We start from the raw sequence: 14,293 nt of genomic DNA, 5'->3' as shown, positions 1-14,293 counted from the left end.
CTTACCAGACGTAGGCGAGAACTTCTCCGCCTACACCCTTCTCCTGAGCCTGACGGTCGGTAAGCAGGCCGTGGGACGTGGAAATGATGGCCACGCCCAGGCCGCCCAGAACCTGCGGCAGTTCGGTGGACTTTGCGTACACACGCAGACCCGGCTTAGACACGCGACGCAGACCCGAGAGGGAACGTTCACGGTTGTTGTACTTAAGCTCGAGGGACAGCTCGCGGCCCTCGACGGAGTAGTCAGCGATGTAGCCTTCCTGCTTCAAGATCTCGGCGATGTTCACCTTGAGCTTGGAGGTCGGCATCGACACGGAGTCGTGGTGCGCATTAGATGCGTTGCGCACGCGCGACAGCATGTCGGCAATAGGATCAGTCATAGTCATATGAGTGACCTGTAACCTTTCTCGTTGCGGTTCCCATAACTCACCAAAGCGTTCTCCGTGTGATTTCGGGCTACTCACGCTCCCCACGGTCAATACCGTGAGGCGCTCGCCACCCTTTGATACAGACAACGGTCCGCTATCTACGGCGAGGGGCCTACAACAAAGTAGATGTGTTCAATTCTTCCGGCTTGGCACATTTCCGCTGTTCGCGCACCATTTTCTCGGCGCGGGATGAGGAAAAATGCAAGTCCGTCGGCTTACTCTACCCGTTGACATGCTGTTTTCCAAAACGCGTTAGCATTGTTGGTTATGAGTGAAGAACAAGACCCCATCCGTACGGCACACCAGTGGCTTGAGGAGGCCGCAGTGCTTGTCGACGTCTCCCCCGCCGACGCCACCGCCCTCATCAAGGAGCTGCTTGACCTCACCAAAGACGTGGCCCATACCCAATCCCGCCCCGCTGCCCCGCTGACGGCTTATTTAGTCGGTTTGGCCTCGAAGGACGTCGACGAGGCCCGCGCTCACATCGCCACCTTGAAGGAGGCCCTCAACCGATGAGCGGGCGCATCAACGCCACGTTTGCCGTGACCAAGGTGCGCCTCGACGAGGAGGGCCACGTCACCCAAGTCGATACCCGCGGCGATACCGTCGCCGGCGAAGAGCCTCTGGAGATTCGCGTCGGCGGCCAGACGCTTACGACGACGATGCGCACGCCCGGCCACGATGTCGAGCTGGCCCACGGCTTCCTCCACTCCGAGGGCCACATTGAAAAGGTCACCGACGTCCACGAGGCCCGCTACTGTGCCGGTGCTTCCGTGGATGGCCGCAATCCTTATAACCTTCTCGACGTGGAGCTCACCAACCCCCATGCGCTAACCCTTGCAGATCTGCGCCTCACCACGACGACCTCTGCTTGCGGCGTGTGCGGTACCTCCTCTATCGAGGCGCTCATGAAGCAATCACGCTACGAGATTCCGCACGTGCCGGTGGATCCGAGGGTCGTCGCTCAGCTTCCCGACGCCCTCAAACGAGAGCAGAAGCAGTTCCGCAAGACCGGGGGCATCCACGCCGCGGGCGCGTTTACTCTCGACGGCGAGCCCATCGTCGTCCGCGAGGACGTGGGCCGCCACAACGCCGCCGACAAGGTCATTGGCCACCTGCTCATGGAAGATATGCTCCCCGCCAGCGACCTCATCCTGGTCATGAGCTCGCGCGCCAGCTTCGAGCTGGTCAACAAGGCCGCGATGGCCGGCTTCGGCACGCTCGTCGCGGTCTCCGCAGCCTCATCACTGGCAGTTGAAACTGCACGAGAGACCGGAATGGCGCTGGTGGGCTTTGCCCGCGGGGACCGCTTTAACCTTTATTCGGGCGAGCTTAGTCGCGGTACGCTTCCGGGCCGGAGTTAAGCCAGGCATACACGCCACCAATAAGGAAGCCGCCGCCGATAAGGTTGCCGACCCACACGATGGACCAGTTGAGCAGCACCGCGCCGAGGGTAAAGCCCTCCGGCAGCGGGCTGGCGCAGAAGAAGGTCAGCAGCATGAGGCAGAAGTTTGCAATCACGTGCTCCAGACCCAGGCCCACGAAGCAGGCAATGATCGGCACGATGACGAAGAACTTGGACACAATGTCCTTGGCAAAGACCGCGCCCACAATCGCCATGTTGACCACGAAGTTAGCCAGGATGGCCTCCACGAACATACCGCCCGGGCTCTTGGTCAGCTTGCCCATCGATAGCGTGGCAATGAGGTGATTCGGGTCAATACCACCCAGCTTCGCTGACACCCCCATGGCAGCGGCAAAGAGCACGACGCCCACCAAATTGAAGAGCGTGGTGACGACCAAGAGCCACATGCCCTTTCCCCAGCTCACGTGCTTGTTCACGGCGCCATAGACCATGTACATCATGTTGCCGGTGGCCAAGTCCGCGCCCAGAATGACGATGGCAAACAGGCCCAAACCAAACAGGCAAGCAAAGACCAGCGAGCCCATGCCTTCCATATGCTTCTCGACGCCCATTCCCAGCACCGCCGCAAACGCCGTACCGATGGCCAGGTACACGCCCGCCAAAGTAGAGCGGACAGCAAAGCGGGAGAAGGACTGATCTAGGAGCGTGACTTTCTTCGTCACGGCCGCCGCAGCAGCATCATTCAAGGACATCGATTACCTCGCACGATAGGGATTTCAGAGACGTTTGTATCGTACTCCCCTGCACCGCGTTAGACCTAGCTGGGCCTTCACCTATCCATAAGCCTTTGGACGCAAAAATCCCTCGGCCTCCTTCACGGAGTGCCAAGGGATTGCCTCAAGCGCTATTTACTTGAACGGGAAGCCGAGCTCGCGCAGGAGCTTGCGGCCCTCCTCGTCGTTGGTAGCGGAGGTTACGACGGTGATGTCCATACCGCGTGGGCGGTCCATCTTGTCGATGTCGATCTCGTAGAACATGGTCTGCTCAGTAAGACCGAAGGTGTAGTTGCCGTGGCCGTCGAACTGCTGGTCGGAGAGACCGCGGAAGTCGCGAATACGCGGCAGCGCGATGGTCAGCAGTCGGTCCAGGAACTCCCACATGCGGTCGCCGCGCAGGGTAACGCGTGCGCCGATGGGCATGCCCTCACGGAGCTTGAAGTTAGCGATGGACTTCTTGGCGCGACGTACCTGCGGCTTCTGGCCGGTAATCGCGGTGAGGTCCTCGATAGCGCCGTTGATCAGCTTGGAGTCGCGGGCAGCGTCGCCCACACCCATGTTGACAACGACCTTGGTGACGCCCGGAATCTGCATCACATTGTCGTACTTGAACTCTTCGTTGAGAGCCTTCTTGATTTCCTCGCGGTAGCGGGTCTTCAGACGCGGAGTGTAGTTCTCGCTCATTTTAGATGTCCTTCCCGTTGCTACGTGCGATGCGGACCTTCTTGCCGTTTTCATCAAAACGGTAGCCCACGCGGGTCGGGTTACCCTCGGAGTCAAGGATCGCAACGTTGGACACGTGGATCGGAGCTTCCTGGGTTACGATTCCGCCGGACTCGGCGCCACGCTCGGTAGCGGAGTTAGCAACGTGCTTCTTAACGCGGTTAACGCCCTCAACGAGGACCTTCTCACGCTTCGGGTATGCCTCGATGACCTTGCCCTTCGCGCCCTTGTCCGGGCCCGAAATAACAATCACCATATCGCCTTTATGAATCTTCATAAGACTAGATCACCTCCGGTGCGAGAGAAACGATCTTCATGAACTTCTTGTCACGAAGCTCGCGAGCAACCGGGCCGAAGATGCGGGTACCGCGCGGCTCGTTGTCACCCTTGAGAATAACTGCGGCATTTTCATCGAAAGCGATGTAGGAGCCGTCCGGGCGACGGGTCTCCTTCTTGGCACGGACGATGACGGCCTTGACGACATCGCCTTCCTTTACGTTGCCACCCGGGGTGGCTTCCTTGACAGTGGCGACAACAACGTCACCAATGCCAGCGAAACGTCGAACGGAGCCACCGAGAACGCGGATGACGAGGATCTCTCGTGCACCGGAGTTGTCGGCGACGCGCAGACGCGATTCTTGCTGAATCACTATGGGTCTCCTGACCTGGATTAACGTGCGTCAAGATTTCCGTCCTTGACACACCTGGTCTACTTACTTACGTGGCATAGGTTGTGCGACGAACGCGCTGTTGACAGCGGTCGAAGGGTCTCGGTGCGGCGATTCGGAAACGCATCGCGCTGCACCGACCGGCCATATGCAACCCATACATTCAACCATGCCCTACCCCATTTCCCCAAATCACGCGTGTGCGCCACGCGCTTCCCCTCATGCCGGTCTACCCTCCGACCTTCACGCCGAGCGCCCACCACCCTCCACGTCGGTCTACCCACCACCCGCCGCGCCGAGCCACCCACCACCTTTCACATGGCTAGACCTCGAAGGCGACACACGCCCAGGTGGGCGTCGGCAAGCATGAGCGCTGCGCTTGGCGACGACCAGCGTGTGTCGGCTTTGAGGTCTGGACAAATGGAAATGCTGGCCCAACGGATAAGGCCCCGACGTGTGCCGGGGCCGCGTCGTGTTAAGGGTGTTAGGACTTGGAGGTCGGGACTGCGGAGCTGCCTGCAGCAGAACCGGATCCCGCCGTCTCAGCGGAAGGAGCTGGTTTCGGGTCGACGGTGAGAAGGGCATCGCCGAAGGTGATGTCCTCGCCGGGGTGGTGGGCCGGCAGGACTGGGCCAGTCTTCTTCGAGTTGGAGACGACAACCGGAGTGGTCACCGGGTAGTCGGCAGCCTTGATGGCCTCGATATCAAACTCGCAGAGCAGGTCGCCGGCCTTCACCTCATCGCCCTTTGAGACGTGGGAGGTGAAGTGCTCGCCCTTGAGGTTCACGGTGTCGAAGCCGATGTGCATAAGGATGTCCACGTTGTTGCCATCAGCATCCTTGCCGCGCACCGCGTAGGCGTGCTTCGAGGGGAAGGTGACGGTGACCTTGCCGTCGATGGGAGAAACAAGTCGACCCTCGGTGGGTTCGATGGCTGCGCCCGCGCCCAGCTTGCCGGCAGCAAACATGGGGTCAGACACCGCAGACAAGGCCACGGCGGTGCCGGCGAGCGGGGAGGCCACGCGGTAGGCATTCGGGTCAGCGGTGGCAGAAGGAACGTCCCCACCGGCGGCGGTAGCCGTACCGACCTCATCCGGGTCAATGGAGCCGTTCTTCGCAATGAGGTAGCGGCCGTAGGCAAAGGCCACGCCGAAGGCCAGGAAGAGGGAGACGAAGGCGCAGATGAAGAACTGCGTGTAATCCTCTGGGCGCATGGACACAAAACCGATGAAGCCGGCGGCGCCGAGGGCGGTGGCTTTGACATCGAAAAGCGCGATGAGCGTCGAGGCAATCGCGGAAGCACCCATGCCGATGTAGAACGGCCAGCGCAGGCGCAGGTTCACACCAAAGATGGCCGGCTCAGTGATACCGAAGAGGGCGGAAACGCCCGAGGCGCCCGACAGGCCCTTGAGCTTCTCAGACCGTGCAAGGAAGTAGACCGCCAAGGCCACGCCACCCTGAGCAATGTTGGCCACGGAGGCCACGGCGAAGATGAAGGAGCCGCCTTCATTCCACAACATAGTCTCAATCGGCGGGAAGGACTGGTGTAGGCCAGTAATGACGATCGGTGAGTAAAACAGACCGAAGATGAAGCCGCCCACTGGGCCGGCGAAGGTGTAGAGGTCATTAAGGCCCGCACCGAGCATGTCGCCAGCGGTACGCAGGACCGGGCCCACCGCAATGAAGGTGATAAAGCCCGTCACCAGCAAGGTGAGCAGCGGGGTGAGCAGGAAGTCCACCGTGCCCTTGAGGTGCTTGTGCAGGAACTTTTCAATCGTGGCCAGGATCCACGCGATGACCAGGATGGGCAGGATGGAGCCCTGGTAACCGGCCTGGGCGACGTCAAGGCCGAAGATGTTCCAGTAGGCCATCTCCCCTGCCTCGATGGTCGCGGCCACCTGGTAGCCATTGACCAGGTCCGGCATCACCATCGCCATGGCCATTCCGGCACCAAGGAACTCGTTGCCACCAAAGCGCTTGGTGGCGGTAAAGCCCACCAAAATGGGCAAGAACGCAAAGGGCGCAGAGGCCAAGAGGTTGATGAGCCCCGCCACGTCCGCCATGGCGGGGAACATCTCAATGACAGATTGTTCACCAAACAACCCGTTGACGGTCAAGACGTTGTTGAGCGCCATGAGCAGACCGCCACCGACCAGAATCGGGATGAGTGGCACGAAGATATCCGCAAGGACCTTCACCGCGCGGGCGAACCAGTTGCCGGAGTCAGCCGCAATGTCCTTGAGCTTGTCGGTAGAGACCGCGATGTCTTTGGTGGTTATCTTATTGAGCTGGTCAAAGACGATGTTGACATCGCCCGGGCCGACGATGACCTGGAACATGCCGCCGGCCTCAAAAATACCCTTGAGGTCGGGGTCATTTTCCAGAGCAGACTTGTCGACCTTCTTGCTGTCCTTAAGCACCATGCGCAGGCGGGTGGCGCAGTGCGCGAGCGCCACGATGTTGTCTTCGCCGCCGATGGCTTTCAGGATTCGCTGCGCGACGTGAGAGTGATCCATGTCGCCGTGCCTCCTCGAGTGAGATGAACTAAATAGCGTCACACCCCATTAGACCCGACACACCCACACAAAGCCAACAATTCGGACATAAATGTAGGAAACTTCACGCCCTACCGGACTTCCCATCCCCGCCAGCGGGCATCGCGGGTGCCAAAGACTGCCGACGCCCCCGCAATCCGACCATCCCCTGCAAAGACCTCCACCGCACAACCATCCGCGATGAGCTCGAGTGAACCGGCCGGGCAGGACACCACCCGTTCATCGTCACCTAAGGTAAGGCGCAGCACTCCCCCGCCATAGGTAACCCGGAAGGCTTCGGCTCCGGAAGAATCGACCAGCGCGTACGTGCCCTCGCCTACAGTCAGTGTGGCCACCGAACCGAAGCCCTCGCGGGCCACCTCCGACGGCGCAGACGTAAGGTCCCACATTGAGGCCTGGCGCAGCCAACCATCCTCAAGCCACACGCGGCGCGGCAGCGTTAACGTGTGCACCCAGCCCTGTTTAACCGTTGGGGTTTCATCCTGCGCGGGCAGGCCCATCCACCCCAGCATGATGGCCTCCCCGTCGCGCTCTACTAGCTGTGGCGCATAAAACTGGTGACCATAATCCAGCTCGCTGAAACCACGTTCGACGTGGAAGACTGTGCCCTCCAGGCGCCCCACGAGGTAGCCGCACTGGTCGGAGGAAGTGTAGTGCGTGGAGACGTCGCCAAGCACAGGCTCGAAACCCTGCGGACAGATGACCAGAACATCCTTGTCCTGCCCCGTCGCGCGGTCGCGCAGCGTCACCAGGTTGGGACACTCCCACATGTAGCCGCCCGGCACCAGGTCAGGGCTCAGACCGGGCTCAGCGCTCGAGGTGTCAAAAGTGAGTGCGCCCTGGAAGGACCACTCCGCCAAGTCCGCGGAGCGATACAGCACAACGTGGCCGGTTTCATCCGCTGCCTGCGCGCCGAGCACCATGCGCCAGCCTGCACCGTCGCGGGTAATCTGCGGGTCGCGGTAGTGACCAGTAAAACCCTCCGCGGGCTCATCGATGAGGGGATTCGTTTCGTCGTGCTCATAGAAACCACCTTCAGGGCCAGAAGCATCGACCGCGCGGACGCGGTTCTGAGACGGAATACGAGCCCCATCACGCTTGAGGTTTCCCGTATAAAACAGCCACACGTCATCACCATCCACCACCGCGCCGCCGGAATAGCAGCCGTGGGCGTCGTGCTCGCGCACGGGATACAGCGCGTCCGGGTAGTGCCGCCACGGCTGCGCCTTATTCACAGACGCCGCCGCATGGCCCCAGCCCGTCTGCTTTGGTGCGTGGGGGAAGCACGGATCGTGCTGGTAATAAACGTGCAGCGTTTCGCCGTCGAGGAAGATCCCGTTCGGGTCATTAAGGCGGCCAGTGGGCGGAGAGAGGTGAAAATGCGGACGGTAGTTCATATCCCCCGATACTATGGCCTCCATGGACATTATGGTGTGTGGCGAAGGGCTCGTTGACCTCGTTCCGCGCGGCCGCGGCCGGCTGGCGGACTTGACACCGGCGCTGGGCGGCGGCCCCTTCAACGTGGCAGTGGCGGCCGGGCGTTTGGGCGCTCACGTGGGATTCCACTCGCGTTTGTCCACGGACGCGTATGGCTGCGCGTTGGTGGACCGACTTGCTGAGGAGGGCGTAGACACGTCGCTGGTGCAGCGCGGACCTGAGCCCACCACGCTGGCGGTGTGCAACATTGGGGACGACGGCTCGGCCACCTACTCCTTCTATACGGAAGGCACGGCGGACCGTTTCGTGGAGCCTGTGCTTGCCGACGTCCCCTGGGCCTGCTTCGGCACCGTCTCCCTAGCCCTCGAGCCGGGCGCTTCACGTTATGCAGCACTACTTAAAGACTTGGCGGCCCAGGGCACCATGGTGGCGTTGGATCCGAATATCCGTCCTTTCTTCGCCACGGAATCGCACCGCGAATTTTTGCTGTCGTTGCTGCCCCATGTCACGTTGCTGAAGCTTAGTGAAGAAGAGGTCGATTTCCTTGGGGCTGAGGCGCTGGAGCAGGTTCCGGTTGTGGTGACCACTCGCGGCGGGGAGGGGTTGAGTGTGCGCACGGCGTCGGTTTCGGTTACGGTTCCGCCGGTTGCGGTGGAGGTGGCCGACACTATCGGCGCAGGTGACACCGTGATGGCGTCTTTGCTCTCCTTGCTTGCTGAGCGAAAGCTCGGTGCCTCAGAGCTTACTGCTCTTAACGCTGAAGAGTGGCGAGAGATTCTGCACTTCGCGGCCACGGCGGCAGCGATTACGGTTTCGCGCACCGGCGCGCAGCCGCCTTCCCGGGCCGAGGTGGAGGAGCGGCTATGACTTACACACAGCGCGCGGCCATTCTGCATGGCGTGCTTCTTCTCTTGTCCACGGTGGCCTTCGTTCTGCCCGTCGTCGCCGGCACGCGAGCGCTACTGAGCATTCCGATATCCGCAGGAGCCGCAGTGATTCTGGCGGTGCTTATGCTGGTGGATTCCTCCCGCCATGCCTTCTCCCCCGCCCAACGCCCCACCCGTGGCCTGCGAGTGTTGTCAGTACTGGCGGCCGTGGCAGTCATCGCGGGCTGGGTGCTGTGGATGATGATTTACAACACCTTCGACAAACCGTTGGGCACCGAGTACCGCGTGGGCACCTTCCTGCTGGGGATGAGCACGGTGCTCAATGCGTTCTGCATCGCCATCGCGTGCATCAAGCGCTAATACCGGACCGACGCCCGCTATCTCTTAAGCATCCTTGAGGCGCTTTAGTAACTCGGAACGGTGATAAGAGATATCTACGAAATGACGAGCTACGTACTCTCTAGCCCGTAGCATTAGGCGTTTTGCTTGTTCTTCGGAAATCGACGGGTTGTTTGACATAGTTCAAGCGTTACCACAATGGCACCGCGTGTGGGATCGCAAAACCCCGGCACCGTATGGGGTGCCGGGGTTCGTGCATCGTAGGGCGGGCTAGGGTTTACTTAGCCTTCTCCACGATTTCGACGAGACGGAAGTGCTTGTCCTTGGACAGCGGGCGAGTCTCGGAGATGAGAACGCGGTCGCCAATGCCGGCGGTGTTCTCTTCGTCGTGCGCCTTAACCTTCTTGTTAGTGCGCATAATCTTGCCGTAAAGGGCGTGCTGCTTGCGGTCCTCGAGCTCGACAACGATGGTCTTGTCCATCTTGTCGGAGACAACGATGCCGGTGCGGGTCTTGCGAGCGCCCTTTTCCTTCTTAGTGTTCACGTTTGCCTCACTCATGATTAAGCCTCAGCTCCCGGAGCAACGGACAGGCCCAGCTCGCGCTCGCGCAGAACGGTGTAGATGCGGGCGATGTCGCGCTTAACCGTGCCGATGCGGCGGTTGTTGGTCAGCTGGCCGGTGGCCTTCTGGAAACGAAGGTTGAAGAGCTCTTCCTTCGCGTCCTTCAGGCGGGTCTCCAGCTCAGCGTTGTCGAGCTCACGGAACTCGTGGGCGGGGGTACCGGTAGCCATTAGAACTGGTCCTCCTTCTTGATGATGCGGACCTTGCACGGAAGCTTCTGACCAGCGCGGCGCAGTGCCTCGATGGCGGTTTCCTCGTTCGGGTAGGTCATCTCGAAGAGGACGCGACCCGGCTTAACGTTGGCAACCCACTTCTCCACCGGGCCCTTACCGGAACCCATACGAACGCCGAGCGGCTTCTGGGTCAGCGGGCGGTCCGGGAAGATGTTAATCCAGACCTTGCCGCCACGCTTGACGTGGCGGTTGATGGCAATACGTGCGGCCTCAATCTGACGGTTGGTGATGTACGCCGGCTCAAGAGCCTGGATGGCGTAGTCACCGAAGTTGATGCGGTTACCGCCCTTGGACACACCCGAGCGGCTCGGGCGGTGCTGACGACGGTACTTGACGCGCTTAGGAATCAGCATGGATTAGCCCTCCTGCTTCTGCTGTGCGCGCTGACGACGCTGGCCACCACGGCGCGAGCGACCATTACGGTCACCGCGGCCACGGCCCTGCGCCGGAGCGTTCAGTTCGGACTCGCGCACGCCACCGACGACGTCACCCTTGTAGATCCACACCTTGATGCCGATGCGGCCGAAGGTGGTGTGGGCCTCTGCGGTGCCGTAGTCAATTTCGGCGCGAAGAGTGTGCAGCGGAACGCGACCCTCGTGGTAGCGCTCAACGCGGGACATTTCTGCACCGCCCAGGCGGCCGGACAGCAGGATCTTGATGCCCTTAACCTGTGGCTGGCGCATAGCGGACTGGATAGCCTTACGCATTGCACGACGGAATGCGACACGGTTGACCAGCTGCTCCGCGATGGACTGAGCAACCAGGGTTGCGTTAGCGTCAACCTGCTTGACCTCGAGGATGTTGAGGGCAACCATCTTGCCGGTGAGCTTCTCAAGCTCGCGGCGGATGCGGTCAGCCTCAGCACCGCGGCGGCCAATCACGATGCCCGGGCGGGCGGTGTGAATGTCGACGCGGACGCGGTCGCGGGTGCGCTCGATGACGACGTCGGCAATGCCGGCGCGGTCGAGGCCCTTCTCCAGGTACTGGCGGATCTTGATGTCTTCGGCTACGTAGTTAGCGTAGTCCTTATCGGCGTACCAGTGGGTCTTCCAGTCGGAAGTGATGCCCAAACGTAGGCCGTGAGGATGGATCTTCTGGCCCATTACTTGGCCCCTTCCTTCTGGCTCTCGACAACCACGGTGATGTGGCTGGTGCGCTTACGAATCATGAATGCGCGGCCCTGTGCGCGCGGCTGGAAACGACGCATGGTCGGACCCTCGTTGGCGTAGGCCTCGGAGATGACCAGGGTGCGCGGATCCAGGCCGAAGTTGTTCTCAGCGTTGGCAGCTGCGGAAGCAACCACCTTGGCAACCGGCTTAGCGGCGCCCTGCGGAGCGTACTTCAGGATTGCAAGTGCCTCGGATACGGACTTTCCGCGAACCAGGTCGATGACGCGGCGTGCCTTCATCGGGGTAACGCGGACGTAGCGAGCCGTTGCGGATGCGGAGGTGATGGTGTCACTCATCGCTTATCGACGTCCCTTCTTGTCGTCCTTGACGTGACCCTTAAAGGTCTTGGTGGGTGCGAACTCGCCGAGCTTGTGACCAACCATGGAGTCCTCGACGAACACCGGCACATGCTTGCGGCCGTCGTGGACGGCGAAGGTGTGACCGATGAAGTCGGGCAGGATGGTGGAGCGGCGAGACCAGGTCTTGATGACCTGCTTGGTGCCGGCCTCGTTCTGAGCATCTACCTTGTTGAGGAGGTGCTCATCGACGAACGGGCCCTTCTTCAGGCTGCGTGGCATTGTTTACCTCCTCTTAGCGCTTCTTGTTCGGGCGACGACGGCGCACGATCATGTTGTTCGAGTAACGGTTCGGGTTGCGGGTGCGGCCTTCCTTGTGGCCCCACGGCGACACCGGGTGGCGACCACCCGAGGTCTTACCCTCACCACCACCGTGCGGGTGGTCGACCGGGTTCATAACGACACCGCGGACAGTCGGGCGGACGCCCTTCCAGCGCATGCGGCCGGCCTTGCCCCAGCGGATGTTCATCTGCTCGGCATTGCCAACCTCACCGACGGTGGCGCGGCAACGAATGTCGACGCGACGGATCTCGGAGGACGGCATACGCAGGATGGCGTACTTGCCTTCCTTACCCAGCAGCTGGATGGAGGCACCAGCGGAGCGAGCCAGCTTAGCGCCAGCGCCCGGCTTGAGCTCCACAGCGTGGATGGTGGTACCGGTCGGGATGTTGCGCAGCGGCAGGTTGTTACCAACCTTGATATCTGCGTTCGGGCCGGACTCGACGACGGTGCCCTGCTTCAGGCCCTTCGGGGCGATGATGTAGCGCTTCTCGCCATCTGCGTAGTGCAGCAGGGCGATGTTAGCGGTACGGTTCGGGTCGTACTCGATGTGAGCGACCTTTGCAGGGATGCCGTCCTTGTCGGTACGACGGAAGTCGATGAGACGGTAACGACGCTTGTGGCCACCGCCGATGTGGCGGGTGGTGATGCGGCCGTAGTTGTTACGACCACCAGTCTTGCTCAGCGGGCGCAGCAGGGACTTCTCCGGAGTGGAACGAGTGATTTCCTCGAACTGAGACACGGAGGATGCGCGGCGACCCGGAGTTGTCGGCTTGTACTTACGAATAGCCATAATTCTTCCTTTTCCTTATCGGCTCTTTAAGCCGTTCTGCTAGCTAGCAGAACCGCCGAAGACGTCGATGGAGTCGCTGCCTTCACGGAGCGTCACGTAGGCGCGCTTGGTGGACTTACGCTGACCGTAGCCGGTGCGGGTGCGCTTGCGCTTACCTGCACGGTTGACGGTGTTGACGGAAGCAACCTTCACGCCGAAGATCTGCTCAACGGCATCTTTAATCTGGGTCTTGTTGGAGTCCGTGGAGACGTAGAACGTGTAGACGTTCTGCTCCATCAGGCCGTAGGACTTCTCGGACACAACCGGTGCGATGATGACGTCGCGCGGGTTAGCGAGCTTAGCCATTACTTCTCCTCCTTAGCTTCCTCGGCGGCGCCGGTGGCGCGCTCGACGAAGGTGTGCAGAGCCTCAACGGAGAACACAACGTCGTCCGAGTAGAGGACGTCGTAGGTGTTCAGCTGGCCGGCGTCCAAGATCTGGACGTTCGGCAGGTTGTTGGCGCTGCGGCGAGCATTAATGTCCTCGCGGCCGATGACCAGAAGAACGTTCTTGCGGTCGGTGAGGCGCTCGATGAAGGCCTTGGCCTGCTTGGTGGACGGGGTCTGACCCGGGACGAGCTCCTCGATGACGTGGATGCGCTCGTTGCGTGCACGGTCAGACAGTGCACCGTAGAGAGCAGCCTTGATCATGCGCTTCGGGGTGCGCTGGGAGTAGTCGCGCGGAACCGGGCCATGCACGGTGCCACCGCCGGTGTAGTGCGGTGCACGGATGGAGCCCTGGCGGGCGCGACCGGTGCCCTTCTGGCGGAACGGCTTACGGCCGCCGCCGCGAACCTCGCCGCGAGTCTTGGTCTTGTGGGTGCCCTGGCGAGCAGCAGCGAGCTGAGCGTTGACAACCTGGTGCATCAAAGCGATGGATGCTTCGGTGTCAAAGAGCTCGGCCGGCAGCTCAACAGAGCCGTTGGTCTTACCGTCAGCGGTCTGGACGTCTAGCTTGAGGTTGCTCATGCGTGTGCACCGCCCTTCACTGCGGTCTTAACGGTGACGAGGCCACCGCGCGCACCAGGGACAGCGCCCTTGATGAGCAGCAGGTTGGACTCGGCATCAATCTTCTGAATCTTCAGGTTCTGGGTGGTCACGCGGTCCTGGCCCATGCGGCCAGCCATGCGCTTACCCTTGAAGACGCGGCCCGGGAACGAAGCGCCGCCGATACCGCCGACGCGGCGGTGAGCAGCCTGGTTACCATGGGCAGCGCCCTGGCCTGCGAAGCCGTGGCGCTTCATGGCGCCGGCGTAGCCGTGGCCCTTGGTGGTGCCGGTGACGTCAACGAAGGTCACGCCCTCGAAGATATCCACCTTGACCTCCTGGCCCACCTCGTATGCAGAGGTGTCATCCATGGGGATTTCAGCCACGTGGCGGCGCGGGGTCACGCCAGCCTTCTTGAAGTGACCAGCGGCCGGCTTGTTGGCCTTGCGCGGGTCCTTCTCACCGAAGGCAATCTGGATGGCGTCGTAGCCATCGGTTTCTTTCGTGCGGATCTGGGTAACCACGCACGGCCCAGCCTCGACGACGGTGACCGGCACAACGCGGTTCTCCTCGTCGAAGACCTGGGTCATGCCGAGCTTGGTGCCCAGAATGCCCTTGATCTCGTTTTCACTCATAATT

21 protein-coding genes are annotated in these 14,293 nt (G+C 61.4%); 4 read left to right on the top strand and 17 right to left on the bottom strand.

Translation table 11 applies throughout. The features are described from left to right. Window position 1: 1 nt before the first annotated feature. On the bottom strand, window positions 2-385 hold the full coding sequence (gene rpsH, locus NX84_RS03230; protein ID WP_039673739.1) for a 30S ribosomal protein S8: 384 nt from the start codon (window positions 383-385) through the stop codon (window positions 2-4). Window positions 386-694: 309 nt separating this feature from the next. On the opposite strand from rpsH, the gene NX84_RS03225 reads away from it, so the two are divergent. Both NX84_RS03225 and fdhD read left to right on the top strand, forming a co-directional pair. Further along, window positions 695-943, top strand: coding sequence for a DUF6457 domain-containing protein (locus NX84_RS03225; RefSeq protein ID WP_039673736.1), 249 nt, complete (start codon window positions 695-697; stop codon window positions 941-943). Further along, window positions 940-1,791, top strand: coding sequence for a formate dehydrogenase accessory sulfurtransferase FdhD (fdhD, locus tag NX84_RS03220; protein ID WP_039673734.1), 852 nt, complete (start codon window positions 940-942; stop codon window positions 1,789-1,791). Before NX84_RS03225 ends, fdhD begins: the two co-directional genes overlap by 4 nt. On the opposite strand, the gene NX84_RS03215 is transcribed toward fdhD, so the two are convergent. The 6 genes from NX84_RS03215 to NX84_RS03190 form a co-directional block, all read right to left on the bottom strand. Beyond that, window positions 1,760-2,545 carry a formate/nitrite transporter family protein gene (locus tag NX84_RS03215; RefSeq protein WP_039673732.1) on the bottom strand — a complete coding sequence of 262 codons (786 nt, stop codon included), beginning with the start codon at window positions 2,543-2,545 and terminating at the stop codon, window positions 1,760-1,762. The genes fdhD and NX84_RS03215 overlap by 32 nt on opposite strands. Window positions 2,546-2,701: 156 nt before the next feature. Continuing rightward, window positions 2,702-3,253, bottom strand: a complete 552-nt coding sequence (gene rplE, locus NX84_RS03210) for a 50S ribosomal protein L5 (RefSeq protein ID WP_039673730.1) — start codon at window positions 3,251-3,253, stop codon at window positions 2,702-2,704. Window position 3,254: 1 nt separating this feature from the next. Continuing rightward, a complete protein-coding gene (rplX, locus tag NX84_RS03205) occupies window positions 3,255-3,569 on the bottom strand; it encodes a 50S ribosomal protein L24 (RefSeq protein WP_039673728.1) in 315 nt (104 codons plus the stop codon). A gap of 4 nt (window positions 3,570-3,573) precedes the next feature. Beyond that, complete coding sequence (gene rplN / locus NX84_RS03200) at window positions 3,574-3,942, bottom strand: 50S ribosomal protein L14 (RefSeq protein ID WP_039673725.1); 369 nt, start codon at window positions 3,940-3,942, stop codon at window positions 3,574-3,576. A gap of 502 nt (window positions 3,943-4,444) precedes the next feature. Next, window positions 4,445-6,475: a sucrose-specific PTS transporter subunit IIBC gene (locus NX84_RS03195; protein ID WP_039673723.1), complete on the bottom strand. Its 2,031-nt coding sequence runs from the start codon at window positions 6,473-6,475 to the stop codon at window positions 4,445-4,447. Between the two features lie 110 nt (window positions 6,476-6,585). Then, entirely contained in the window at window positions 6,586-7,911 is a 1,326-nt protein-coding gene (locus tag NX84_RS03190; RefSeq protein WP_039673721.1) for a glycoside hydrolase family 32 protein, read from the bottom strand. Window positions 7,912-7,933: 22 nt separating this feature from the next. On the opposite strand from NX84_RS03190, the gene NX84_RS03185 reads away from it, so the two are divergent. Further along, window positions 7,934-8,818 (top strand): carbohydrate kinase family protein, encoded by an 885-nt coding sequence (locus NX84_RS03185; protein WP_039674326.1) that lies wholly within the window; start codon window positions 7,934-7,936, stop codon window positions 8,816-8,818. Beyond that, window positions 8,815-9,198, top strand: coding sequence for a hypothetical protein (locus tag NX84_RS03180; RefSeq protein ID WP_039673719.1), 384 nt, complete (start codon window positions 8,815-8,817; stop codon window positions 9,196-9,198). Before NX84_RS03185 ends, NX84_RS03180 begins: the two co-directional genes overlap by 4 nt. Window positions 9,199-9,454: 256 nt before the next feature. On the opposite strand, the gene rpsQ is transcribed toward NX84_RS03180, so the two are convergent. The 10 genes from rpsQ to rplC are packed head-to-tail and all read right to left on the bottom strand — an operon-like array spanning window position 9,455 to window position 14,289. Next, window positions 9,455-9,736: a 30S ribosomal protein S17 gene (gene rpsQ, locus NX84_RS03175; protein ID WP_039673717.1), complete on the bottom strand. Its 282-nt coding sequence runs from the start codon at window positions 9,734-9,736 to the stop codon at window positions 9,455-9,457. Between the two features lie 2 nt (window positions 9,737-9,738). Beyond that, complete coding sequence (rpmC, locus tag NX84_RS03170) at window positions 9,739-9,969, bottom strand: 50S ribosomal protein L29 (protein WP_005276944.1); 231 nt, start codon at window positions 9,967-9,969, stop codon at window positions 9,739-9,741. Next, window positions 9,969-10,385, bottom strand: a complete 417-nt coding sequence (rplP, locus tag NX84_RS03165) for a 50S ribosomal protein L16 (RefSeq protein WP_039673713.1) — start codon at window positions 10,383-10,385, stop codon at window positions 9,969-9,971. Before rplP ends, rpmC begins: the two co-directional genes overlap by 1 nt. Window positions 10,386-10,388: 3 nt before the next feature. Further along, entirely contained in the window at window positions 10,389-11,135 is a 747-nt protein-coding gene (gene rpsC, locus NX84_RS03160; RefSeq protein WP_039673711.1) for a 30S ribosomal protein S3, read from the bottom strand. Next, entirely contained in the window at window positions 11,135-11,497 is a 363-nt protein-coding gene (gene rplV, locus NX84_RS03155; protein WP_039673710.1) for a 50S ribosomal protein L22, read from the bottom strand. Before rplV ends, rpsC begins: the two co-directional genes overlap by 1 nt. A gap of 3 nt (window positions 11,498-11,500) precedes the next feature. Further along, on the bottom strand, window positions 11,501-11,779 hold the full coding sequence (gene rpsS, locus NX84_RS03150; protein WP_010189646.1) for a 30S ribosomal protein S19: 279 nt from the start codon (window positions 11,777-11,779) through the stop codon (window positions 11,501-11,503). Between the two features lie 13 nt (window positions 11,780-11,792). Further along, window positions 11,793-12,629, bottom strand: coding sequence for a 50S ribosomal protein L2 (rplB, locus tag NX84_RS03145; RefSeq protein ID WP_039673706.1), 837 nt, complete (start codon window positions 12,627-12,629; stop codon window positions 11,793-11,795). A gap of 39 nt (window positions 12,630-12,668) precedes the next feature. Then, complete coding sequence (gene rplW / locus NX84_RS03140) at window positions 12,669-12,974, bottom strand: 50S ribosomal protein L23 (RefSeq protein WP_039673704.1); 306 nt, start codon at window positions 12,972-12,974, stop codon at window positions 12,669-12,671. Continuing rightward, window positions 12,974-13,636, bottom strand: a complete 663-nt coding sequence (rplD, locus tag NX84_RS03135) for a 50S ribosomal protein L4 (protein WP_039673702.1) — start codon at window positions 13,634-13,636, stop codon at window positions 12,974-12,976. Before rplD ends, rplW begins: the two co-directional genes overlap by 1 nt. Further along, window positions 13,633-14,289, bottom strand: coding sequence for a 50S ribosomal protein L3 (gene rplC, locus NX84_RS03130; RefSeq protein ID WP_039673701.1), 657 nt, complete (start codon window positions 14,287-14,289; stop codon window positions 13,633-13,635). The genes rplD and rplC overlap by 4 nt, the downstream gene beginning before the upstream one ends. Window positions 14,290-14,293: the final 4 nt, after the last annotated feature.

The organism is Corynebacterium minutissimum (assembly GCF_000805675.1).
Taxonomy (GTDB): Bacteria; Actinomycetota; Actinomycetes; order Mycobacteriales; family Mycobacteriaceae; genus Corynebacterium; species Corynebacterium minutissimum.
The sequence above is the reverse complement of the archived record's forward strand: the minus strand, read 5'-3'. Positions and strand labels throughout refer to the sequence as shown.

Bases quoted from the DNA above. Each gene is read 5' to 3' on its own strand.
- rplC (WP_039673701.1), bottom strand. From the start codon at position 14,289: ATGAGTGAAAACGAGATCAAGGGCATTCTGGGCACCAAGCTCGGCATG.
- rplD (WP_039673702.1), bottom strand. From the start codon at position 13,636: ATGAGCAACCTCAAGCTAGACGTCCAGACCGCTGACGGTAAGACCAAC.
- rplB (WP_039673706.1), bottom strand. From the start codon at position 12,629: ATGGCTATTCGTAAGTACAAGCCGACAACTCCGGGTCGCCGCGCATCC.
- NX84_RS03180 (WP_039673719.1), top strand. From the start codon at position 8,815: ATGACTTACACACAGCGCGCGGCCATTCTGCATGGCGTGCTTCTTCTC.
- rplW (WP_039673704.1), bottom strand. From the start codon at position 12,974: ATGGCTAAGCTCGCTAACCCGCGCGACGTCATCATCGCACCGGTTGTG.
- rpsQ (WP_039673717.1), bottom strand. From the start codon at position 9,736: ATGAGTGAGGCAAACGTGAACACTAAGAAGGAAAAGGGCGCTCGCAAG.
- NX84_RS03190 (WP_039673721.1), bottom strand. From the start codon at position 7,911: ATGAACTACCGTCCGCATTTTCACCTCTCTCCGCCCACTGGCCGCCTT.
- NX84_RS03215 (WP_039673732.1), bottom strand. From the start codon at position 2,545: ATGTCCTTGAATGATGCTGCTGCGGCGGCCGTGACGAAGAAAGTCACG.
- rplE (WP_039673730.1), bottom strand. From the start codon at position 3,253: ATGAGCGAGAACTACACTCCGCGTCTGAAGACCCGCTACCGCGAGGAA.
- NX84_RS03225 (WP_039673736.1), top strand. From the start codon at position 695: ATGAGTGAAGAACAAGACCCCATCCGTACGGCACACCAGTGGCTTGAG.
- rplX (WP_039673728.1), bottom strand. From the start codon at position 3,569: ATGAAGATTCATAAAGGCGATATGGTGATTGTTATTTCGGGCCCGGAC.
- NX84_RS03195 (WP_039673723.1), bottom strand. From the start codon at position 6,475: ATGGATCACTCTCACGTCGCGCAGCGAATCCTGAAAGCCATCGGCGGC.
- NX84_RS03185 (WP_039674326.1), top strand. From the start codon at position 7,934: ATGGACATTATGGTGTGTGGCGAAGGGCTCGTTGACCTCGTTCCGCGC.
- rpmC (WP_005276944.1), bottom strand. From the start codon at position 9,969: ATGGCTACCGGTACCCCCGCCCACGAGTTCCGTGAGCTCGACAACGCT.
- fdhD (WP_039673734.1), top strand. From the start codon at position 940: ATGAGCGGGCGCATCAACGCCACGTTTGCCGTGACCAAGGTGCGCCTC.
- rplV (WP_039673710.1), bottom strand. From the start codon at position 11,497: ATGAGTGACACCATCACCTCCGCATCCGCAACGGCTCGCTACGTCCGC.
- rpsC (WP_039673711.1), bottom strand. From the start codon at position 11,135: ATGGGCCAGAAGATCCATCCTCACGGCCTACGTTTGGGCATCACTTCC.
- rpsS (WP_010189646.1), bottom strand. From the start codon at position 11,779: ATGCCACGCAGCCTGAAGAAGGGCCCGTTCGTCGATGAGCACCTCCTC.
- rplP (WP_039673713.1), bottom strand. From the start codon at position 10,385: ATGCTGATTCCTAAGCGCGTCAAGTACCGTCGTCAGCACCGCCCGAGC.
- rpsH (WP_039673739.1), bottom strand. From the start codon at position 385: ATGACTATGACTGATCCTATTGCCGACATGCTGTCGCGCGTGCGCAAC.